This is a genomic window from Sphingobacterium sp. UBA5996 (genome assembly GCF_002429765.1).
Classification (GTDB): domain Bacteria; phylum Bacteroidota; class Bacteroidia; order Sphingobacteriales; family Sphingobacteriaceae; genus Sphingobacterium.
Genome location: NZ_DJAS01000011.1, coordinates 141,825 through 164,422 on the forward strand (window position 1 = coordinate 141,825; position 22,598 = coordinate 164,422).

Genomic DNA, 22,598 nt, shown 5'->3' on the forward strand with positions numbered 1-22,598 from the left:
TATGCTATTAACTTATTTAACCGAAACGCCTGTTGCGAGTATTATCTTCTTTTTTACGATCGCCGTCAGCGTCTATACTTTTTCACATGAACAACTTTTCGGCAAACTGATGTTGCATCCCTACAGTATTGCACGCAACCGCAATGTCTTTACGATCCTGACAAGTGGTTTTGTGCACAAGGATTGGGGACATCTGCTGTTCAATATGCTTACCTTTTACTATTTTGGGTTTGGTTTAGAACGTATACTTGCTGCTGCAAGTCCCTATGGCCATATCTTATTTGCTGTTATTTATGTAGGCAGCTTGATCCTGAGCGATATTCCAACCATCGTACAGCAGAAAAATAATCCAGGTTACTATAGTTTGGGTGCTTCAGGTGCCATCTGTGCGGTGCTGTTTAGTTATATTCTTTTCGACCCTAAAGTGACCATTGGGGTAATGATGATTATTCCTATGCCAGCTTACTTATTTGCATTTCTGTTTTTAGGTTATTGTGTATGGGCGTCCAAAAAGGGACAGGATGGTATTAATCACGATGCCCATTTCTTTGGTGCGCTGTCGGGACTAATCCTGACGATCATCTGTTTTCCATGGGTTATCAAACATTGTCTGGCACAATTCTAAAATTTTCCGTTCCAGGTTTCCCGATCTAAATTTCTGTATTGGATTGCTTCAGCGATATGTTGGTTATCAATTGTTGGGCTATTTTCCATATCAGCGATTGTGCGGGCAACCTTCAGTATTCTATCGTATGCTCTTGCGGATAGGCTGAGACGCTCGATTGCAGTTTTGAGCAATTTCCTTCCGGCTTCGTCAATCTGACATATTTCTCGCGTTAATCGGGTACTCATTTGTGCATTACAATGCACGTCTGGGAAAGATTTAAAACGTTCTTTCTGGATTTCGCGTGTCTGAATGACCCGACGGCGTACCGTGCGGCTATCATCTACAGAGCGTGTCATACTCAATTCGTCAAATAGCACGGGGGTGACTTCGATGTGCAGGTCTATACGGTCTAAAAGTGGTCCTGATATTTTGCTTAGATAACGCTGGACGGTGTTAGTGCCGCAGATGCATTCTTTCTCGGGGTGATTGAAATAACCACAAGGGCAGGGGTTCATAGCAGCAATGAGCATAAAACTTGCGGGGTACTCGACGTTAAGTTTAGCTCTTGATATCGTAATTTGACGCGATTCCAGCGGCTGACGCATGACTTCGAGGACGCTCCGTTTAAATTCTGGCAATTCGTCAAGGAATAATACGCCATGATGGGATAAAGATATTTCACCCGGCAATGGATTTGAGCCGCCGCCTACCATGGCTACATCGGATATTGTATGATGTGGAGAACGAAAGGGCCGTGCAGTGACGAGGGAATCTTTCGCCTTTAGATTTCCAGACACAGAGTGTATTTTGGTCGTTTCCAGCGATTCGGTCATATTGAGCGGGGGAAGGATCGTTGGTAGTCTTTTTGCCAACATGGTTTTTCCTGCGCCTGGCGGACCTATTAAAATAAGGTTATGTCCACCAGCTGCTGCGATTTCCAGCGCTCGTTTGATATTCTCCTGTCCTTGTACATCAGAGAAATCGACGTCATAAATGGCCGTATCATCCTGAAAAAACGTTTGTATGTTAACTTTTGTAGGCTTGATTGTTACTGTATTGTTGAGGAATTCCACTACTTGGGTCAGATTTTCTACACCAATAACATCGATTTCGGTGACGATAGCTGCTTCTTTTGCATTGGCTTCAGGTAATATTATTCCTTTAAATCCTTCTTTGCGCGCCTGTAATGCAATTGGTAGAACACCACGTATGGGCTTAATACTTCCGTCTAATGATAGCTCGCCTAAGATAAGATAGTTTTCCAGACGGATATTTGTGATCTGCCCGGAAGATGCTAATATGCCTATTGCGATTGATAGGTCGTAACTTGAACCTTCTTTACGAATATCTGCGGGTGCCAAGTTGACAACGATCTTTTGGCGCGGCATGTGAAGTTGACAGGAATTAATGGCACTTTCGATACGTCTTAAGCTTTCTTTAACGGCATTGTCAGGCAGGCCGACGATATAATAATGGAGGCCAGTAGATACGATTACCTCGACGGTAATTGTACAGGCATTTATCCCATGGACGGCGCTGCAATAGGTTTTATTTAGCATAATTTTCATAATCGATTGATTTAAAGATACTAAAAAATTAAGTAAGTTAATAATTGTTGGGTGAGATATTGAAGGCGGATCCAAGATTACCGAAAAAAATGATTATATTGTTAATATAGTTCCTTATTAATAATGGATAAAAAGCATTGTTTGGCAAACGATTTGCTTTGGTAATTGTATTATTAACGAGGACTAGATTCGTCGTAATAGATTTAGAACTTTAAAAGAAAAAGAAATGAATGACACAAGTAAAGTAGCTTTGGCGTTATTGGCCGGTCTTGCCGCGGGTGCAGCTTTGGGAGTTTTGTTTGCTCCAGATAAAGGGTCGGATACAAGAGATAAAATAAATGATTCACTAAGCGATTTGAGTGATGCTATTCGGGAAAGAGCGGAGGAGCAATTTGATCAATTGAATGATTTCAAAGAGAAAATTGTTTCTACATTGAAAGGTAAGTTAAATCAGGCAGAAGAAGTGCTGGATGATGATATCATCGAACATGCATAGTTCGCAGATTATTCAAAAGAATAATTGGTGTAGAGTACATATTATCAGGCTATTTCGCGAGATAGCTGTTTTACGATAGCTGCGCGCTCTTCATGTGTGTAGAGTAGTGCTGTGTTGTGGTTATAAGATACAGCGTTTTCGTTTTGTTAGTTATGGGCTGAAATAGCCTGAATAAATTTTAGATGCATGGAAGAAGAAAAATTTTCACTAAGTGGTACGTTTCAAAAGACTAAGGAGTATATTGACTCCCAATTTAAACTTGTCAAATTAAAAACCATTGAACGGTCTTCTCGTTTAATTGCAAGCTTAGTGGTAGATGCAACTAAGCTTATTTTTACCTTGTTTGTTCTGTTTTTCTTATGTTTAGCTCTAGGTTTTTGGCTAGGAGAGTTATTGGGCAGTTATTCATTGGGTTTTTTGGCAACAGCAGGTATCTTTTTAGTGATCATTATCTTAATACGCGTTTTTGAGCCTATGCTGGAAGCAAAATTTATGGATCTTTCCATTCGACGTTTTTTGGCTAAATGGAACGATGAAATTGAGGAAGAAGAGGAAGAACTGCATAAAGAAAAACTTGATAGAGAAAGGGCTACAAATGAACAATAAACAGACCAAAATACGTAATTTACAGGAGCTTAAAGCTGAAATATTGCGCTTAAAAACGCTAAAGAATGAGCAGGAGCTATACCTAAAGGCTCAATTTACGTTGCTTAATAATAAAATAGAGGCCCCCATTCGTTTTTTCAATACCTTAAAAAATAATATCCCGGGAGCGAATATTATACAGCAGATGTTTGCCAAGAGTAATAATCCAGATTCTGATTGGTTAACAAAGACTTTACGTATTGGCGTACCCTTTATAATGAACAGATTGTTTCTGAAAAATACAGGGGTTTTTAAAAAGGCGCTCATGCTGCTGTTATCAGAACGTGCGGTTGGGCAAATCAATCAAGACAAAATCAGTGGTCTTATTGGAAAGTTAACGAGTTTTATTCGACCTAAGAAGAAGAAGAAAAATAAATTTGCCCAAACGGAAAATGCTGCTTTAAAGGACGAAGTAAATGAATACGGCATCCCTTCTTATAGCGAGACATATTAATGTGATATTGTTTTCGCTATTCGGCTACTTCTTTTTTCAAAAAGTCAGTATAAGCGAGTTGAATGCCCTCCCGAAGGTTAACTTTGTGCTTCCATCCGAGTGCATGTATCTTTGATACATCCAAGAGTTTGCGTGGTGTGCCGTCGTGTTTGGAACTGTCAAAAGTGATATTACCTGTGTAACCAATTACATCTTTAATCAATTCTGCGAGATCCTTTATGCTTATATCTTGACCTATACCGATGTTGACAAATTGCTTTTCATTGTAATGATTCATTAAAAAGATACAAGCTTCTGCTAGGTCATCAGAGAAAAGAAATTCTCTTAAAGGAGTCCCCGTGCCCCAGATAACAACATCATCTCGCTTATTGACTTTTGCTTCGTGGAATCTACGGATCAAAGCTGGTAAGACGTGCGAATTTTGAGGATGATAATTATCGTTGATGCCATATAGATTTGTTGGCATTACGGATATATAATTGCAACCATATTGGTCCCGGAAGGCTTCTGCCATTTTTATACCTGCAATTTTGGCGATTGCATAGGGTTCATTCGTTGGTTCTAGGGTGCCCGTCAGTAACATGTCTTCGTTTAAAGGCTGGGGAGCCATCTTCGGATAGATGCAGCTAGATCCTAAGAACATTAACTTTTTAATGTTATTGTCGTAGGATGATTTGATGACATTATTTTGAATGGCTATATTTTCATAGATAAAATCTGCGCGATAGGTATTGTTTGCCATAATCCCACCAACCTTAGCGGCAGCGAGAAAAACATAATCAGGTTTTTCTTCGTTGAAAAAGTCAGCTACTGCTTGTTGATTGCGCAGATCTAATTCTTGAGATGTCCTGGTCACGATGTTGCTGTATCCAAGTTCTATTAATTTGCGATGTATTGCTGATCCGACCATTCCTCGATGGCCTGCTATGTAAATTTTAGCGCCTTTTTCCACGATAAGTTATTGAGTCCTGCAAACTTAGATAAATTGCTTTTTATATGCAATATAAATCGCCCGTATGAAAGTGATTTTATTGATTACTCTCTTTAGTCCATTGGCTTCATGATTATTCGCCAATCAATGGTATATTTCCTAGGATAAGATTTATTTTTTTAAGCGGGAATATAAGGTTATTTTTGCGGGATATTTATTGAAAATGGGAAAGGACAAACTACGTAAATTTGCTGAAGTTGCTACTTTTGAAAATGTAATCCAACTTGATGCAGGCAAAGAATATAAAGGAAAATGGGCCGAGAAGCAGTTTGGTAATAATAATCCGGTTGTTTTGGAACTTGCTTGTGGCAAAGGAGAATATACTGTTAATCTGGCGCGACTGTTTCCTGAGAAAAATTTCATTGGTATTGATTTTAAAGGTAATCGTATTTGGCGTGGTGCTAAAACAGCTTTGGAGGATGGCATTCGGAATGTTGCTTTTCTTCGGATACAGATTGAAACAATCCTTGAATATTTTGCCGAAAATGAAGTTGATGAAATCTGGATTACCTTTCCGGATCCTCAGCCTCAAGATAGCAGAGAGAAAAAGCGGTTGACAGGCCCAAAGTTTTTGGAGCGTTATAAATTCATTATGAAACCTGATGGGATGATGAATCTGAAAACAGATAACGACGGCTTTTATGCGTATACGCTAGAGCAGATCGATTTACAGAATCTAAAAAAATATAAGGAGACTACCGATCTTTACCATTCGGATTTAGTGGATAATGTTCTATCAATCAAAACTTACTATGAAAAAAAGTATTTAGCTGATGATAAGAATATCAATTATGTGAAATGGAGTTTCGAAAAAAGCTAATGAACGAATTTATTACATAATAGAAAGTCTAAACGAAAGTTTGGGCTTTTTTTGTTTAGTGGCGATATGACTTATTGCTGTGTTTGTTGGTTTTAAATTGATTTATAGGGCTTTTTAGAGGCCCTTTTTTTTGTTCGATGGCAACTTAAATAATTTCGATTTATTTCGTTTTGTAAATATTATTAGTTATTTTCGATTTGAAAATTAAAAATAACCAACGAGATGTCGCATTAAAGCGAGCCTAATGCATGAAAATTCCTTCAAAGTGGATCTCAAAGCATTTTAATTACAATTGAAACCATAATAGTGTGATGAAAAGAAATGCTATTCGAAATAATTGTTAACAAAAAGAAAACATTAAGTTAAAGCAAACTTTTTGTTAGGGATATATTTTTGTGCCAAATTGAAAATTAACAATTTACACCAATAACTATGTTTAGTATTAACCCTATCCAAATTAATCTGCGGCACGCCTCCTCGAAAGTGCTATTTGCGGCTTTAGCAATTGCGTGCAATATGGATGTAGCTAAGGCGATGGTTCCATTAGAACGAGGCCATCGTGTTTTTCATGATTTTAATCAAGGGAAGATTAAGATTAAAGGAAAAGTTGTCGATAATCAAACGAAGGAGCCACTAGCATCTGTATCTATACTTTCAGGTGGAGTGACGAAGGGGTCTACGGATCGTAACGGAAATTTTGAGGTAGATATTGAAGTAGGGGGAAAGATCCGTTTTCAGATGATCGGTTATGAAGCTCAAACGCGAACTTACGAGGCTGCTCAACGCAATGTCCATATTGGGTTAAACGCAACATCTGAAGCACTTGATGAGGTTGTTGTCACTGCATTGGGGATTAAACGTGAAGAAAGAGCCTTGGGATACTCAGCAACAGTACTAAAAGGCGATAACTTGACAGGAGCACTTTCTAACAATTGGATGGATGCATTGTCAGGTAAAGTTGCAGGTGTTAATCTAATGCGATCTAATGCGGGACCAGTAGGTTCGACAAAAATTATTTTGCGTGGGGAAGCAAATCTAAATGGTGATGCTGGAGCGTTAATTGTTGTAGATGGAATTGTGATAAATGGGGGAAGTGGTAGACGGGTAGGAGGATCTTCGGGCTCTGTTTACGGCACAGGTTCAGATAACATGCCCGCCGACTACGGGTCAGGTATGGATGACATAAATCCGGAAGATATTGAAAATATTACCGTTCTGAAAGGTCCGGGCGCTGCGGCACTTTACGGTCAGCGTGGGGCGAATGGAGCAATTATTATAACTACGAAGTCTGGAAAGAAGGGAAAGGGATTAGGTATTACTCTTAATAGTAATACAGCATTTGAATCGGTCAACCGCTGGCCAGATTTTCAGTATGAATATGGGCAAGGTACTGGCGGAGCTAATTATTATTCCTTCGGAAGTTCAGCTGATGGAAATAGTACGGGGGGGACTAGCTCCGCTTATGGTCCAAAATTTGATGGGCAATATTTTTTTCAGTATGATCCGCTAACGCAAGCCCAGGGTACCGAACGTACGTTATGGCAACCCTATTCAAATAGTAAAGAGTTTTTCCAAACAGGAAGAACATTTACAAATTCACTAACAATAGACGGAGGTTCGGAAAAAACATCTGCACGGTTTTCTTATACTGATGTTCGAAATAAATGGATCACTCCAAATACGGGTTTCGATAAGACTGCATTCGCACTATCGGCAACTTCAAAAATTTCAGATAAGTTAACCATAAATGCAAAGATTAATTACAATAGACGGTGGTCTGATAATTTGCCTGGAGCTGGATATGGCAATCAATCACTGATGTATTGGTTTATTTTTTGGCAACCTAATGCTGACTATAACTGGCTGCGCAATTATTGGAAGCAGGGATTGGAAGACAAAGCCATCCAATATCCATTTAGTTCATATCCTGAAAATCCATTTGCAATATCTCATGAGTTTATTAACAGGAATGATCGTAATACATTTACAGGTAATGCATCGGCCAACTATCAATTTAACAAAGAGCTCAGTTTAATGGTGCGTTCATCATTAGATTTCTTTGTTGAAGATCGTGCGCAAGAAAGACCGTATGATTCTGGGACGAAGCTGCCTGAAGGTAGTTATCGTTCGCAATCTTTGTTCTCAAAGGAAACAGTATTGGACTTTCTATTAAAGTATGAAAAGGATCTAAAAAGAGATATTAAATTCTCAGCTACGCTTGGCGGGAGTACACTACACAATCATTATAAGAGGGAGGCATATACTGCTGATGGCCTGACCTACCCAGGGGTATATAATTTGGCCAATAGCAAGTATGGCGTAATCTCCGATCAAAAGTTTTATAAGTTTGTCACTAATAGTGCGTATGGAATGGTCACAGCTTCTTATAAGAATTTTCTTTACTTAGATGCGACTGGACGGATGGATTGGAATAGTACTATGGCTACACCGGTTAACCCGCAAAAAAAATTGGGATTAATCTATCCTGCATTAAATGGTAGTTTTATTCTTTCTGAAGTTGTGAAATTGCCCAAAGTCATTAATTATGCAAAATTGAGAATTTCAGTTGCTGAAGTTGGAAACGGAGGTCAAGATCCTTATATGCTACAGCAATTGTATGAACGAGGTAATGGATTATTACCTGGTTCTGTTACCTCGTCAAGTCTATTGAAGAATCCCAATTTACAACCATTAAAAACGAGGTCTTATGAGGTTGGGACTGAAGCAAAGCTTTTCAAGAATAAATTAAACTTTGATCTAGCATTATATAGTTCAAAAACCTTTAATCAGCAACTAAATCGTTCATTAGATCCGTCATCCGGTTACAGGACGTTTAAGACTAATATGGGGGCGGTTCAAAATCAAGGTATTGAAGTGTCGGTGAATACCAATCAGATTAATCAAAAAGATGGTTTCAGGTGGTCAAGTTTAGTTACCTATACAGCGAATCAAAACAAAATAGTTGATTTACCGGATTCGTCATTGGTATTACAATATCGGTCTGTAGGTTCAGGGCAGATCGTTGCAAAACAAGGTGGGAGTATGGGGGATCTTTATGGGATAGGCTACGAGAGAGCTCCCGATGGTCAGGTTATCTACGATCCATCGACGGGATATGCCAAATTAACGAGTAATATTATTTATTTAGGTAACACACTACCCAAAGGTAAAATTAGTTTTGGTAATACTTTTGGCTATAAAAACTTCAATTTAAATGTTCTTTTTGACACGCAATGGGGGGGTGTGGGACATTCACTTACCCACTACAAATTAGCAGAACAGGGTAAAACCAAGAATACCTTGCCAGGTCGTTATAGTGGGATAATTGGCAATGGCGTTATTGATAACGGCGATGGAACATATCGAAAAAATGATGTTATTGCCACTAATATTGACGAGTATTATCGCTCTCATTTTGGGCAGGATAATGCAGAAGGAAGTACCTATCCAACTGACTTTATTAAATTCAGAGAAGCGAGGCTAGATTATTCTTTCAACAAGAAAATTATATCAAAATATGGCTTACAGCGCGTGACAGTAGGATTGTATGGTCGTAACTTATTTATATGGTCTAAGTGGCCCGCTTTTGATCCTGAATTTGGAACCTTGGATAATGGGGATATCGTCAAAGGATTTGAGATTGCTCAATTTCCTTCCACCAGAACTTATGGGTTTAACTTAATTGTTGGTTTTTAACATCTGATAGTCATGAAGAATTTTAAAATAATATTAATTGCAATTCTTGTAGTAGGATTAATGCAATCCTGTACAAAGAATTTCATAGAGACCAATACGAACCCGAATGAAACAGAAAATGCATATCCTTACCAATTTATGGCAAGCGCATTTATTAATTCGGTTTCTGCAAATATGAGCAGAAATAGGTCATTTAATAACGAATTAATGCAGGTTACTGTTTCAATTGGGGATGGGGATGGAAAAGTATTCCGCTATGACTTTAGAAGGAGTTGGGCAGACTACATCTGGGGCGCACATTATTCGGAGATTACAAACTTCAAGGAAATGTATAAAAAGGCGATAGAGCCGGTCACTTTCAATAGATCCTATCAGGCTATCGCCATTATTGGCCAAGTATGGCTTTATTCTATTTTGACAGATATGTATGGGGATATCCCTTATTCGCAGTCTAACTTGGCGGGAGATTCACTGATAGTAGAGCCGAAATTTGACAAACAAGAAGATATTTATTTTGATATGTTGCAAAGGTTGGACTCTGCAAATACGTTACTTCAAATAAAAGCGACTACCGAAACAATTGATGCGACTAATGACCCAATTTATAGAGGTGATTTGGTTAAATGGAGGAAGTTTAATAACTCTTTGTTTTTAAGGTTGTTATTGCGTGTCGCTGATAAAAAAAGCCTTCATCAGGAATATGTGTTGGACAAAATTAAAACAATTCTTTCGACTGAAAAAGATCGTTATCCCATCATGGCTAGCAACGATGACTCTGCAATTTTACGATGGACGAACGATGGAGCATATGTCTCGCCTTTCAAGTCAACCCGCGCACAGGATTTTAGAGCAGTTGCGTTGTGCTCTTTTTTCTTAGATTATTTAAGGGATACAAACGATCCTCGTATTGATATTCCAACCTATGGAACAGCAGGAATTAATCGAATGGGAATTGCTCCTGTCTCAGGTAATTATGTGGGTGTTCCTAGTGGATATGCAGCTGGATCAGAAGATTATTCAAAAATGTCCTATTTCTATTCTTTTGATCAAAACAATGGGGTTAATAGTTTGCAGACGGAGCCAATAACTGGTATGATCATGCCTTTTGCTGAATTGCAATTTATCAAAGCAGAAGCGGTATTAAAGGGATGGATTGAAGGGAATATAGAAGATTATTTTTACAGTGGGGTTGAAAATAATATAAAATTATGGATACCAACTTGGACAGTAACTGCGAAAGAGCATTTAGAGAAATCAGATAGAGAATGGAAAGATAACGTACCGTTTGCTGAAAAGATGGAACAAATTCACTTTCAAAAATACCAAGCATTATTTATGGCTGATATGCAACAGTGGTATGAATATCGCAGAACAGGACATCCTATATTGCCAAAAGGTAAGGGGTTACAAAATAATGGAGAAATGCCAGCAAGGATGTATTATCCAGTGATTGTGCAATCGGCTAATCCGACGAATTATAAACTTGCTGTCCAGCAACAAGGACCAGACGAAATTAATACCAAAGTTTGGTGGCAAAAACCTTAATTAAGAAGACATGACAAAGCATATATTTTTTTTGATAATAGTAGTTTTTGGAGTATTCAGCTTCAGTTCCTGTAAAAAAGACAGTCCTAGTTACCCTGGAGGTGAAGTTAGCGCTTACATTGGGATTTATGACGTGCGTACACTATTCAAGGGAACTCCAATTGAGTTGAATTTAGAGACTCTGGGTGGATCTTCAAAAATAACAGGGATTGTTACTTCAGATCATAGCGCAGGTAATTTACCGCATGGTGTGTTAGTGCTTCAGGATCGTAGGAGATTGGATTTATTGCGCGGAATTTCAATTCAAATGGGAGAAAAAGCCAACGAGTATTCTCCAGGCGATTCTATTGTAGTAGATTTGATAGGAGGAAAATTGCAGCGGTTAAATGGAATATTGCAGATAACAGATATTTCCAGTAATAAAATTGAAAAAATTTCTGATGGAAATCGCTATCAGGCGCTCCGCGTTACCGCTGATCAAATTTTGAAAGAGCCAACAAAATATGAAAGTACTTTAATTGTTCTTGTCAAGGGGGGATTTAGTTATACCCCAAGGGAAGGTCAAATACTTTCTGGTGATCAAAAAATAAATGACGGTTTCGGTTTTATTACGGTAAGAACTAATCCCGAATCTGAATTGGCGAATTTGCCTCAACATAAAATGGCGAACTATCTGGGAATATTATTTAATGAGGTATCAGGAGATAGTCTTGTTCCTTATCAGTCCCTTAGAACAAAATCTGATCTTGTACAGATTAGGTCGGAATACAAAACACCTAAGGTGGTTGTAACGGGGCTTCTGAATGATCCTAGCGGCTCAACAGATGCAAACTATGAGTATATGCAGTTTTTAGCAACGGAGGATATTGATTTTTCCAAAACACCGTTCAGTGTTGTTACAACAAATAATGCAAATGCATCAACTCCTACCGGTATACCAATTAACGGTTGGGCCACAGGTGGCTTAAGGACTTACAAAATTAATCTGATAGTTGGTTCTGTAAAAAAAGGACAGTTTTTCTATGTAGGTGGCACAAATAAGTTAATTGCTGGTGAGAAATCTACGAGTATATCCGACGCACATTGGGTTGCCAATTACGATTATGCTAACAAAGCGGGATATGACTTCGGGACGAAAACTGGCAATTTACTCGCCAACAGCGGAAATGCTTTTGGAGTAGCTGTTTTTTCAACAATTCAAGTAACAGCTACAACTATTCCAGAGGATTTGGTATTTGTGAGTACAGGAGGGTCTCTAGTAAGTGCCAATGCTGGGTATCGTATCGCTAACACTGATTTTTATGATATTGTTAACCCGGTTACCTTAACTAATCAGCCATTCTATAGAAATGGAGATAATACCAAGGCATTTGTGTACGCATCTCCGTCGGCGGATACCTTTATTCAATTTAATGGGGAATTTAATATGACACTAGGAAGGTGGACAAAATCCCGCGTGCAAAATAATGTTTTGTTAACAAAAGAGTCTAAACTACAGGAGGTTGAAAATGAGTTGTCGACAAAGCTAGTTGAATAATTCGATTTGTAATAAAATACATTTAAAGCCGTTAATAGTTATTGTTAGCGGCTTTCTTATCATCATGCATTTTCTTAACTCACCGAAAAAATCGTTATCTTCATTATATAACTATAAACGAAGACTTATGAATTTAACAGATTTAGTTACAGGTGGAGTAGGTTCCAAAGTGATAGAGACTATTTCAAAAATAACTGGTGTCAGTGAATCTAAAGCAAAATGGATTGTAGCGGCAGCAGTTCCCTTGATGATTGCAGCACTGAATTACAACGCGAAAAACAAAGGGCAGGCAGAAAATATTGACAATGCTATTGATCAGCATAGCAATAGCGGGATACTCGATAAAATTGGCGATCTATTTGGACAAGGAGGAGCGGAGCAGAATGGTTCTGAAGATGGCAATAAAATTGTTAACCATATGTTTGGTCAAAATACCGAAGTAGTAACCCAGAATATTGCGGATAAAGCAGGCTTGAGTTCCTCACAGGTAACAGGGGTACTGGCCACGCTGGCCCCTATCGTAATGGGATATTTAGGGCAACAAAAGCAGGCTTCAAGTGGCGGTGGTATTGGCGATCTGATCGGTTCTGTGCTAGGAGGTGGAACACAACAGAATACAGGTGGCGGTATGTTGGGGGGTATTTTGGGCTCTTTTTTGGGCGGTGGTCAAGAAGAACAAGCGCAAACAACGGAGCAGCCCACAGCGGGCGGTAGCATTACGGACATGTTGGGTGGACTAGCAGGCAGTTTTTTTGATAAAAATAACGATGGACAGGCGAAGGGCAATATTCTTGATTCAATCGCCGGTATGTTTGGAAAATAAGCTGTGTTAAGCTATTATTTTGTTTTGGAAAAGCGAGCATGAGCTTAAGCGGAGATGATACAGATTCTAAAAAGTATGAGGTCGGAAGTTCTACACTTCCGACCTCATGCTTTTTGTCCAATTCGTATTAATCTTCGACCGATACTTTCGGTGGGAAATTTTTATGTTTTCTTTTGCTGATTTTATCAATATTGACGGGTTGAGGTACCTTGACATAATATCCTGTTCCGTCATATTCACGTTTATTTGGGTTCTCTTTACATGCTGTCGAGCAGCATCCGTCCATCTCCCAGCCGCACTCATCACATTGCGTGAAATGTTCATTACAAGTTGGGTTGGCGCAATTGATCATTTTGGTGGTTTGCTTGCCACAGTTAAAACAAGTTGATACCACGGATGGGTTAACAGAATTTACATCGACAGTAACGCGATTGTCGAAGACGTAGCATTGACCTTCAAAATCCTCGCCACCAGCTTCTTTCCCATATTTAATAATACCACCATGTAATTGATAAACATCCTCGAATCCTTCTTTTAATAAAAGAGCAGATGCTTTTTCACATTTAATTCCTCCGGTGCAGTAGGTTAATATTTTTTTGCCTTTATACTTTTCAAGCTCTTTGATTTTTTCCGGGAACTCGCGGAAGTTTTCAATATCTAAAGTAACAGCATTTTTAAAATGACCGACATTGTGCTCGTAATTTGAACGTACATCCAAAACAACAACATCCTCCTGATCTTTCATCGCCAAGAAATCCTTGGGTTCGAGGTGAACACCTGTTTGACGGTTGGGGTCAATTTCTTTCGGATCACGCAACCCAGAGTGAACAATCTCGGCTTTATATCGGCAGTGCATTTTAATGAATGACGGTTCTTCGACATCGTCAATTTTAAATTCTGTTTTGTTAAAACGTCCATCCGCATAGATTGCATCCATGTAGCTTTTACACGCTTCAATAGTGCCGGAAACAGTTCCATTAAGACCCTCATCAGCGACAATGATACGACCGACTAGGCCCAGTGATTTACAAAATTCTAAGTGATCTGATGCAAATTTTTCGGCATCCTCGATAGGGCTGTAGCAATAGTACAGCAAAGTTTGATATTGTGTCATGATATTCATTGATACCGCTGCAAACGGCGTTTAATGCTAAAAATAAATTCTTTGCAAAGCTACGAAAAATAATAAATGGAATAAAATGACCCTCGTCACCTTTTCTTCAAAGGTTCGAGAAGATACTCCAGACCGTTGAGTTTTATTTCGTAGAGTGTCGCTAACTGCTGACCTAGTTTTCCCTTCGGAAAACCTTTTTGGTTGTACCAGACCAAATATGGCTCAGGAAGATTACATAAGGTGTAGCCTTGGTATTTGCCAAACGGCATCTTGACTGTAACAAGCTCGGTTAAAATTTCAGGATTTAACATTAGTCTTGAGGTTTTCCATAATTAAGACGGTGCCATATGGCTTTTAATGCAATAATCCCATGGTTGAATAGATTAGGAATAGCCCCATAGTAGTGTTTGAAAATAGCAAAACGCTCTTTCAAAGATTCCTTATGTTTTTGCTTTGACATTCCACCAACAAGATAGCGGGCCACATATTGCTGTGCATTAACGGATTTTTTTGACTTTTTGGCACAGCGAATAACCCAGTCAATATCGGCGCATAATTTATAATTGAGATCGTATGGCTCGGCGATGTCACGCTTGATATAGATGGCCTGATGGCATATATTCATACCATAGCGAAAGCTTTTCCAGTTAAAATAAGCTGGGACTTTATGTCTCCGTTCACCAACAATATTTCGATGTTCGTCTACAAGTATAGTTTCGCCATAAAGAATATCGGCGTTGTCACTCAGTTTAGCAAGGTTCTCAATGCTGTTGAGATCATATATTTCATCACCGGAATTTAGAAAAAGAACATAATCACCTGTTGCTAGGGCCAACCCTTTATTCATCGCATCATAGATGCCCTTATCTTTCTCGGATAACACGACAGAGATCTGATTGCTATATTTTTGGATGACATCTAATGTACCATCGGTTGATTGTCCGTCTATCACAATATACTCTATATTGTCATAGCTTTGATTAACAACAGATTTAAGGGTGTATTCTATGTCACGCACATTGTTGTAAACGACAGTTATAATCGAGAATTTAGGATGAGCAGACATGTTTCTTTATGTATTGAATGTGTTTATTTTCTTTTTAAAGAATCGGATGGCACGGTTGAACAATGATCCTTTGCGATGTGCATAAAAATGCTTGATAGCTTCGTAAGCTTGTTTGTTTTCTGAAATTTCCGTTGGAAAATACGCTACAGGATGTTCAGCTAGTGCAACCTGATAAGTTGATTCAGAAGCTGTATGTGTGCCCGAACCGTCGTTCCCAATATTCTGGGTCATCGAATTCCTAGGATACAAAACTAATCCATTTTTTCTGAATATGGAAGCATACCAGCGTATCGCCCAAGAGTTGATCTTTCCCGCCTTCAATTCCCGTACTTGTTTCCAAAAGTTTTCTTTACCCTCTATACTAAATTGATGGATCTGCGCTGCTGTAAAATCCGATACAATTTCATCAATGTTTGGGTTGAAATATTTCCAGGCGCGATCCCAGGTTGCCCAACCCCAACTGTTTGCCACTCGGAAAAAGAACGTCTCTGGCAGCTTATTTAAATCCTTTACCGGATAACTGTAGCCACTGATTTCCATGACCTGTTCTTGATCTTTATACCGCTCCAATGCTTTGTTAAAATAATCCAGGGCAAAAACTGAAGTTTCTAGATCGTCTTCTAAGACAATAATCTTTCCATGCGTATTGACCACTTTCGTAACACCGTCAATTACATTCGCTGCCAGACCCCAATTTTCTTTTCGTTCTACGATAATCACCTCTTTAAATTTCCAGGCCCTATTGATAATTTTTCGCACTTCATCAACTGCTTGAACAGACTTTTCATTTTTTGCAGCATCCGAATAGATGTAAAGTATAGTTTGGTCTGCCTGTTTATTTTTTTCTAATGCTGTAAGCGTTCTTATCGTATGATCAGGACGATTATAGACAAAAAGTATGACTGGAGCAATACTGTTCATGTGTCAAAAGATTGTGTTGAATGCTTTCTTGTTGGCCTGACGAGTCCGATAAACAGCACTCGTTTTTCCAAGTAATCTAAAAACAATAGTTAAATAGCTCTTTGCTTCAAAAAGATCTCCTTTAAAAAATGAAGATGCCATTTTCTTTAGGCTTGCCAATACCGCCATCGAAAAAGCTTTTACAAAAGTATAATTGATATTGCAATATTCAGTCAGATGATAGACAAATTCGCTTTTCATAAAAGCTTTGCGGTCTGTTTTGCGTTGCTGCCTATCGTGATAAGCCTTGGCTTCTTCAGCCAGAACAATGTTTAATCCGTAGTAATTGATGCGGTTGGCATAATCCTTATCTTCCCCATAATGAAAAAAGATCGGTGCGAAACCACCGACTTTTCTGATAACTGTGTTGGGGATCAACCAAAAGGCGGCATTGACAAAAGGACAGATCCGATAGGAATTTTTGGTGATGGCATCTTTTGTGTACTCAGCAAAGCCATGGTCCAGTGTGGTTTCTGTACCGTCGTAGTGAATCGGTGAAATAATGCCGATATTGTCTGTATTTACCTTGATTAAATTGGCGAGACAGTTCCGATCCACCCAGGCATCCTGGTTGACCAAAAAAGCATAATCATATTCTTCTTTCAAAATAATTTCGAGGCCTATGTTGTTAGCTTTTCCAAACCCTAAATTTTCAGTACTTTCTATTAACCTTACTGTTGGATAATTTTCTTTGATGATCTGTGTTGTATTATCTGCAGAATTATTATCGATAACCAGAATATCTGTTGGATAAGTCGATGCCACAAGGCTAGGTAAGCACTTGTGGATCCAGGGCTCAAAATTATAAGAAACGATAATCGAGAGTATCTTAGCCATTTATTTTTTTCGGATAACTTTGATGAAATAGTGAGAGAGCTCTAATAGAATACCTGGTTTAAAGATTCTATTAACGATGATGTAGATGCATACAGCAGCTCCAATTGTACTGACAAACCGAAGATAGAGGTTAGGGATAGCGGCGGTGGCGTAATGAGCTGTTAGGCAGCTGATGGTTGCCAATAGTGCATAAGCAAAAATATCCCCTAGAAGGTAACGGAATGAATAGTTCATATACGGTTTCGCCGATGCATACCAAACGAATATCCAAAGCGCGTTTAATCCCGAGGTTAATCCAATGAGCAGTTCTAAACCTAATGATTTGCCAAAGAAGAGAATAGCGATTTGGAGCAAACCAAAAATGACTATATTCCGCATATAAACTTGAGGTTTTCCCTTGCTAATGATGAGGTTAGAAAAAACGTTGCTAACAGAATCAAATGCCGCTCCAATACAAAATATTTGAAGAAATATGGCACTTTGCGCCCATTTGTCGGTGATTGCAATCGAAATGAAATCCTGTGCCACAGTGGTTAAACCCAATAACATGGGAAATGCCAAAAAAGCAGTAAAAGAAATCAGTTTGCGAAACACCCTTACTTGCCTGTCTTTATCATCTTCTATCTCCTTTAAAATGGGCTGGGTCACATTATTGACCATATTGGTTAATATATTCTGGGCCATGATGCTCCAGCGGTTTGGATTAACCGTGTAACCTAATTCTTCTGCAGTATAATGGCGTCCTAAGATTGCCGCATAGATATTTTTATTCAGGTTGATAAAGATGTTGGTAACCAGTATTTTACTGCTAAATCCTAAAATGTCACGAATGGGGCGGAAATCGAATTGAAAAGTTGGCCTAAATTTGGAAAAATACCAGAATCCGAGCATATTAAAGCCACTGTAGGATACAATTTGAATAGCGTACGCCCAATAAGCATAATCTTTATAAGCAAGATAAACCCCGACCAAATTGGATACAATAAGTGCAAAAGTGCCCGTAACAACGCGTTCTTTTATTTTTAGATTCCTAAAGAGGTAGGCGTTATGGGCGATACCAAAACTTCCTAGCCAAAAGGACAAAAAGGTAAACCTGCTTAGTTCTATAAGTACTGGTTGGTTATAATATAGAGCGATAAGAGGAGCTGCGAAAAATAAAACAATATAGATGAATGTTCCAATCCCTACACTTGTCCAGAATACAGCGTTATAATCCTTATGTTCGACCTGCTTTTTATTGACGATACCGTAAACAAACCCACTTTCTTGAAAGGCAGAAGCGAGAACGGAAAAGATAGTGATCATCGCTACTAAACCGTAATCTTCCGCTGTTAGTTTACGATTTAGTAGGATACCGAAACCAAATCCCAAAAACTGCTGTATGATGCTGGCCATGCCACCCCATAAGAGTCCTTTTGTCGTTTTTGATTTTAAAGAGTCATTTTCCTGATGAGATGACATGCTAAATTAAATGAGCGGCAATATTAAAGTATTGCAATTGTATTCGCAAATTCTTTTAGGGAAACATCAGTCGGATTGACATCGGTAATCAAATAAGAGATATCCCGTAAAGGGACGACTTTCATTTTCTGAACAGAATTTAATTTTTCAGCGATACTCAGAATAGCTACCTTTTTTGAACATTTAATCATGGCGCGTTTGATTTGTACCACTTCCCAGTCCGAGTCAGTAACTCCGTCTTCTACGGAAAGAGAATTTGTTCCCAACAAACAAAGATCGACTTTAAGATCGGCCAATTCATTGGCCACTTGAGCTCCAGAAACAATGTTTGTGTTGCGTGAAAGCTTTCCGCCGACCAAAATGACTTCCAGGTTTGGTTTTTCTGCCAGTTCTAATGCAACTAACGGGCTTATAGTGAAAAATGTACACTGCAGGTGATCGGGTATTGTTCTTGCCAATTCGATTAAGGTTGTCCCGCCGCCGACTAAGACTGTCATGCCATTTGAGATCAATGTGCTTGCTTTCTTAGCAATTTCTTTTTTTGCTTCCTTGGCATACACATTCCCATCCTGGAAGGGAAATTGAAAAGATTTGGATAATGCTCCACCATAGACTTTTAAAACTTTACCGTTCTCTGCAAGTTCGTTTAAGTCTCGTCTAATTGTATCCTCAGATACATTCAGCTGGACACTTAGATCTGAAGATAAAACTTTGTTATGTAGGTTAATCTGATGTATAATGAATGCTTGTCTTTCTTCCTTTAACATTGGTCTGTGGTTTTTAATCGGAATTTAAAAATTAATTGAAAAAATCACTCTAAATGTAGTGAAAATTATTCTTCCTTTTTGTCAATTTTTGTTAAGCCAGCTTTGAACCTTGGTTTGAAGCCCGTGGGTTTACTGGTTGCAGTTTGCTGTTCGTCAATGCTATGGTTTTCGGGCGCTATTGCCGGAGTCTTCTGTGTGTCTGAATCGTCGTTTTTTTTTTCCGAATTTACGACTTCTTCTGACTTGACTTCGGCTTTCGGTGCGGCCTGCGGCGTTTGTTCAGAAGTTTCTATTTTCGTCACACCTGCTTTAAACCGTGGTTTGAATCCTGTTGGTTTGTTGGCAACAGGTTCTTGGGTATCCGAATTGTTATTTTCTGGTTCAGCGTTTATAGTTGATTCTGAACTGATTTTATCTATTGGTGCGGCCTGCGGCGCTTGTTCGGAAGTCTCTATTTTCGTCACCCCCGCTTTAAACCGTGGTTTGAAGCCTGTTGGTTTGTTGGCAACAGGTTCTTGGGTATCTGAATTGTTATTTTCTGGTTCAGCGTTTATAGTTGTTTCTGAACTGATTTTATCTATTGGTTCGGCCTGCGGCGCTTGTTCGGAAGTTTCTGTTTTCGTCACCCCCGCTTTAAACCTCGGCTTAAAGCCTGTCGGTTTTGGTGCCGATGGAGTAGCTTTGTCAGTTGTTTCTTCGGATGCAGGAGTAGTTGCTGCTGCGTCAGGAGCTTTAGTGACTCCGGCTTTAAACCTCGGCTTAAATCCTGTTGGTTTTGGCGCTGATGGAGTAGCTTTGTCAGTTGTTTCTTCGGATGCAGGTGTAGTTGCTGCTGTGTCAGGAGCTTTAGTGACTCCGGCTTTAAACCTAGGTTTGAATCCTGTTGGTTTTGGCGCCGATGGAGTAGTTTCGTCAGTTGCAGGAGTAGTTGCTGCTGCGTCAGGAGCTTTAGTGACTCCGGCCTTGAATCTCGGCTTAAATCCTGTAGGAGCAGAGTCAGTCTCAGTTTTAGCAGAATCAGGTGCTTCGGTGGTTTTAGCCTCATCAACTGCTGGTGTAATTGCAGCTTTGAATCGAGTTTTGAAGCCCGCCGGTTTTATCGCCTTCGAACCAGAAGTCTCCGTTGGAGTATCAGCCACGGCCTGTTTTACTGCAGGTTTTGCGGCTGGAGTTTCTTCCTCTTTCAGATGGAAGCTTTTTCGAAGCTTATTGAACCAGAACTTCTTGCTGTGGTCAAAGCTTTTTTCTCCCATCGCAGAATAATGTGCTTTGAACTCCTCAAATAAGGGTTTATCTGCAGCTTGTAAAGCTTTTAAATCAATTTTCTTTTTTATGAAAAATTCTTCAAAAGTCATTCTGATACGAGTTTGATTTAGTCTATTACAAATGTAGTAATTTTTCTGACGGAGCTAGACGGTGTTTTAAACAAAAAAGAGCGACGAGCGCTCTTTTTTGTTATTTGACAGATTCCTTAACTATGCCATATTATGGTAAACAGCTTGAACATCATCATCTTCTTCGATTTTATCAATCATCTTTAAGACATCCGCTGCTTGTTCTTCGGTAATATCTGAATGCGATAAGGCGATGCGTTCCAATTTCGCAGATTTCACCTCAATTCCTTTCTCTTCCAGTAATTTTTGCATATTACCAAAGTCTTCAAAAGAAGTTTGAACGACAGCAACATCATTGCCCTCTTCATCAGATTCCACGTATAATTCTTCTAAGCCCCCATCGATCAACTCTAATTCCAACTCTTCTAAGTCCAGTTCTTCTGTTGCAGCAAAACGGAAAATGGATTTGCGGTTAAAAATAAAATCCAGTGATCCTGTTTTTCCCAGTGAACCGCCAGCTTTCGTAAAATAGCTGCGAATGTTTCCTACAGTTCGGTTGGTATTATCGGTAGCAGTTTCAATTAAAACAGGTACACCATGAGGGCCATAGCCTTCGTATACATATTCTTCATAACCCTTGGAATCTTTCTCTGAAGCACGTTTGATTGCAGCTTCAATACGATCCTTGGGCATATTAACGGCCTTGGCATTGTGTATTGCTGTACGAAGTCTCGAGTTGGTTTCGGGATGAGGGCCGCTTTCTTTAACCGCCATAGCGATTTCTTTACCTAAACGTGTAAATTGAACGGCCATTTTGGCCCAGCGTTTGAATTTCCGCTCTTTTCTGAATTCGAAAGCTCTTCCCATTGTTATATTTTGTTTTTAAGATTTTCAATCATGTCGACCGTCATCTTTTGGATGTCAAATTCTGGCGTCCAATTCCAGTCTTTTCTTGCATAGGAGTCATCTAGACTAGCAGGCCATGAATCGGCAATCTGTTGTCTCGGATCGTTCTCTACGTAAGAGATTGCAAAATTAGGAAGAATTTTTTTAATTTCTTGTGCAAGTTCTTTTGGAGTAAATGTGATACCTCCAAGATTATAACTGTGGCGAATGCTTAGTCTTTCTTTTGGTGCATCCATTAATTCGAGTGTGCCCCGAATGGCGTCCTCCATGTACAACATCGGTAATGCTGTGTTTTCAGATAGGAAGCAAGCATAGGAACCGGTTTTTAATGCTTCATAAAAAATGTCTACTGCATAATCCGTTGTACCGCCCCCTGGTTCAGTTTTCCAAGAAATGATGCCGGGATAACGGAGGCTGCGAATATCAAGACCACGGTGTTCTTGATACCATTCTATGAGGCGCTCGCCTGCAAGTTTGCTGATTCCATAAATTGTGTTTGGATCCATTACACAATATTGTTCGGTATTATTTTTGGGAGAATGTGGTCCGAAAACGGCAATTGAGCTTGGCCAAAATATCTTCGAAACTTTATAGCTCACAGCTAAATCAAGAACATTTAATAAGCCATTCATATTCAATTCCCAAGCTTTTTCAGGATACTTTTCTCCTGTAGCCGAAAGCATAGCCGCTAGTAGGTATACTTGAGTAGGTTTATATTGTTGAAATAATTTCTCAAGTCCATTTTTGTCAAGAACATTAGCGATTTCGAAATTTTCGTCAGGGCTTTTAATCTGTGGTTCTCTAATGTCAGTGGTTACAACATTCTCTGCACCAAACTTTTTGCGCAATGCGATAGCTAATTCTGTGCCGATCTGGCCATTTGCACCAATGATAATAATGCTTTCTTTCATTTGTAAGTTTAATTTATGAAGCTACTACTTTTACCATCTTGAGTGTCCATGCTCAACAGT

The 22,598-nt window shown here is 39.1% G+C and carries 21 protein-coding genes; 9 read left to right on the forward strand and 12 right to left on the reverse strand.

All coding sequences use genetic code 11. The features are described from left to right. The first annotated feature begins 1 nt into the window (after position 1). Positions 2-625 carry a rhomboid family intramembrane serine protease gene (locus tag B3E00_RS08050; RefSeq protein WP_293885164.1) on the forward strand — a complete coding sequence of 208 codons (624 nt, stop codon included), beginning with the start codon at positions 2-4 and terminating at the stop codon, positions 623-625. Here B3E00_RS08050 and B3E00_RS08055 read toward each other — a convergent pair. Further along, complete coding sequence (locus B3E00_RS08055) at positions 622-2,166, reverse strand: YifB family Mg chelatase-like AAA ATPase (RefSeq protein WP_293938096.1); 1,545 nt, start codon at positions 2,164-2,166, stop codon at positions 622-624. The genes B3E00_RS08050 and B3E00_RS08055 overlap by 4 nt on opposite strands. 235 nt (positions 2,167-2,401) lie before the next feature. On the opposite strand from B3E00_RS08055, the gene B3E00_RS08060 reads away from it, so the two are divergent. The 3 genes from B3E00_RS08060 to B3E00_RS08070 all read left to right on the forward strand — a co-directional run bounded on the left by B3E00_RS08060 (position 2,402) and on the right by B3E00_RS08070 (position 3,770). Next, positions 2,402-2,671, forward strand: a complete 270-nt coding sequence (locus tag B3E00_RS08060) for a YtxH domain-containing protein (protein WP_070561440.1) — start codon at positions 2,402-2,404, stop codon at positions 2,669-2,671. Positions 2,672-2,857: 186 nt separating this feature from the next. Continuing rightward, a complete protein-coding gene (locus B3E00_RS08065) occupies positions 2,858-3,277 on the forward strand; it encodes a hypothetical protein (protein WP_293885163.1) in 420 nt (139 codons plus the stop codon). Beyond that, positions 3,267-3,770 (forward strand): hypothetical protein, encoded by a 504-nt coding sequence (locus B3E00_RS08070; RefSeq protein ID WP_293937985.1) that lies wholly within the window; start codon positions 3,267-3,269, stop codon positions 3,768-3,770. Before B3E00_RS08065 ends, B3E00_RS08070 begins: the two co-directional genes overlap by 11 nt. A 16-nt stretch (positions 3,771-3,786) precedes the next feature. On the opposite strand, the gene fcl is transcribed toward B3E00_RS08070, so the two are convergent. Beyond that, positions 3,787-4,722 carry a GDP-L-fucose synthase gene (gene fcl, locus B3E00_RS08075; RefSeq protein ID WP_293937987.1) on the reverse strand — a complete coding sequence of 312 codons (936 nt, stop codon included), beginning with the start codon at positions 4,720-4,722 and terminating at the stop codon, positions 3,787-3,789. Between the two features lie 202 nt (positions 4,723-4,924). On the opposite strand from fcl, the gene trmB reads away from it, so the two are divergent. From trmB to B3E00_RS08100, 5 genes are all read left to right on the forward strand, one after another. Next, a complete protein-coding gene (trmB, locus tag B3E00_RS08080) occupies positions 4,925-5,581 on the forward strand; it encodes a tRNA (guanosine(46)-N7)-methyltransferase TrmB (protein ID WP_209578401.1) in 657 nt (218 codons plus the stop codon). A 432-nt stretch (positions 5,582-6,013) separates the two neighbouring features. Further along, positions 6,014-9,277 carry a SusC/RagA family TonB-linked outer membrane protein gene (locus tag B3E00_RS08085; RefSeq protein ID WP_293937989.1) on the forward strand — a complete coding sequence of 1,088 codons (3,264 nt, stop codon included), beginning with the start codon at positions 6,014-6,016 and terminating at the stop codon, positions 9,275-9,277. A 12-nt stretch (positions 9,278-9,289) separates the two neighbouring features. After that, positions 9,290-10,822: a SusD/RagB family nutrient-binding outer membrane lipoprotein gene (locus tag B3E00_RS08090; protein ID WP_209578402.1), complete on the forward strand. Its 1,533-nt coding sequence runs from the start codon at positions 9,290-9,292 to the stop codon at positions 10,820-10,822. A 10-nt stretch (positions 10,823-10,832) separates the two neighbouring features. Next, the gene (locus B3E00_RS08095) at positions 10,833-12,359 is read left to right on the forward strand and encodes a DUF5689 domain-containing protein (RefSeq protein WP_293937991.1); all 1,527 of its coding nucleotides are present in this window, start codon (positions 10,833-10,835) and stop codon (positions 12,357-12,359) included. 127 nt (positions 12,360-12,486) lie between these two features. Next, positions 12,487-13,182 carry a DUF937 domain-containing protein gene (locus B3E00_RS08100; protein ID WP_293937993.1) on the forward strand — a complete coding sequence of 232 codons (696 nt, stop codon included), beginning with the start codon at positions 12,487-12,489 and terminating at the stop codon, positions 13,180-13,182. A 127-nt stretch (positions 13,183-13,309) separates the two neighbouring features. Here B3E00_RS08100 and B3E00_RS08105 read toward each other — a convergent pair whose 3' ends face one another. The 10 genes from B3E00_RS08105 to B3E00_RS08150 form a co-directional block, all read right to left on the reverse strand. Continuing rightward, on the reverse strand, positions 13,310-14,296 hold the full coding sequence (locus B3E00_RS08105; protein ID WP_293937995.1) for a rhodanese-related sulfurtransferase: 987 nt from the start codon (positions 14,294-14,296) through the stop codon (positions 13,310-13,312). A 95-nt stretch (positions 14,297-14,391) separates the two neighbouring features. Then, a complete protein-coding gene (locus B3E00_RS08110; protein WP_046673143.1) occupies positions 14,392-14,607 on the reverse strand; it encodes a DUF3820 family protein in 216 nt (71 codons plus the stop codon). Continuing rightward, positions 14,607-15,362 carry a glycosyltransferase family 2 protein gene (locus B3E00_RS08115; protein ID WP_293937997.1) on the reverse strand — a complete coding sequence of 252 codons (756 nt, stop codon included), beginning with the start codon at positions 15,360-15,362 and terminating at the stop codon, positions 14,607-14,609. The genes B3E00_RS08110 and B3E00_RS08115 overlap by 1 nt, the downstream gene beginning before the upstream one ends. 6 nt (positions 15,363-15,368) lie before the next feature. Next, positions 15,369-16,283, reverse strand: a complete 915-nt coding sequence (locus B3E00_RS08120) for a glycosyltransferase family 2 protein (RefSeq protein WP_293889305.1) — start codon at positions 16,281-16,283, stop codon at positions 15,369-15,371. Positions 16,284-16,286: 3 nt separating this feature from the next. Further along, entirely contained in the window at positions 16,287-17,159 is an 873-nt protein-coding gene (locus B3E00_RS08125; RefSeq protein ID WP_293889306.1) for a glycosyltransferase family 2 protein, read from the reverse strand. After that, positions 17,160-18,620, reverse strand: coding sequence for a lipopolysaccharide biosynthesis protein (locus tag B3E00_RS08130; protein ID WP_293937999.1), 1,461 nt, complete (start codon positions 18,618-18,620; stop codon positions 17,160-17,162). Positions 18,621-18,643: 23 nt separating this feature from the next. Beyond that, positions 18,644-19,387 carry a DeoR/GlpR family DNA-binding transcription regulator gene (locus B3E00_RS08135; RefSeq protein WP_046673148.1) on the reverse strand — a complete coding sequence of 248 codons (744 nt, stop codon included), beginning with the start codon at positions 19,385-19,387 and terminating at the stop codon, positions 18,644-18,646. A 65-nt stretch (positions 19,388-19,452) separates the two neighbouring features. Continuing rightward, on the reverse strand, positions 19,453-20,742 hold the full coding sequence (locus tag B3E00_RS08140; protein ID WP_293938001.1) for a hypothetical protein: 1,290 nt from the start codon (positions 20,740-20,742) through the stop codon (positions 19,453-19,455). 120 nt (positions 20,743-20,862) lie between these two features. Continuing rightward, the gene (locus B3E00_RS08145) at positions 20,863-21,588 is read right to left on the reverse strand and encodes a YebC/PmpR family DNA-binding transcriptional regulator (RefSeq protein ID WP_209578414.1); all 726 of its coding nucleotides are present in this window, start codon (positions 21,586-21,588) and stop codon (positions 20,863-20,865) included. Positions 21,589-21,590: 2 nt separating this feature from the next. Beyond that, entirely contained in the window at positions 21,591-22,538 is a 948-nt protein-coding gene (locus B3E00_RS08150) for an NAD-dependent epimerase/dehydratase family protein (protein ID WP_209578416.1), read from the reverse strand. Positions 22,539-22,598: the final 60 nt, after the last annotated feature.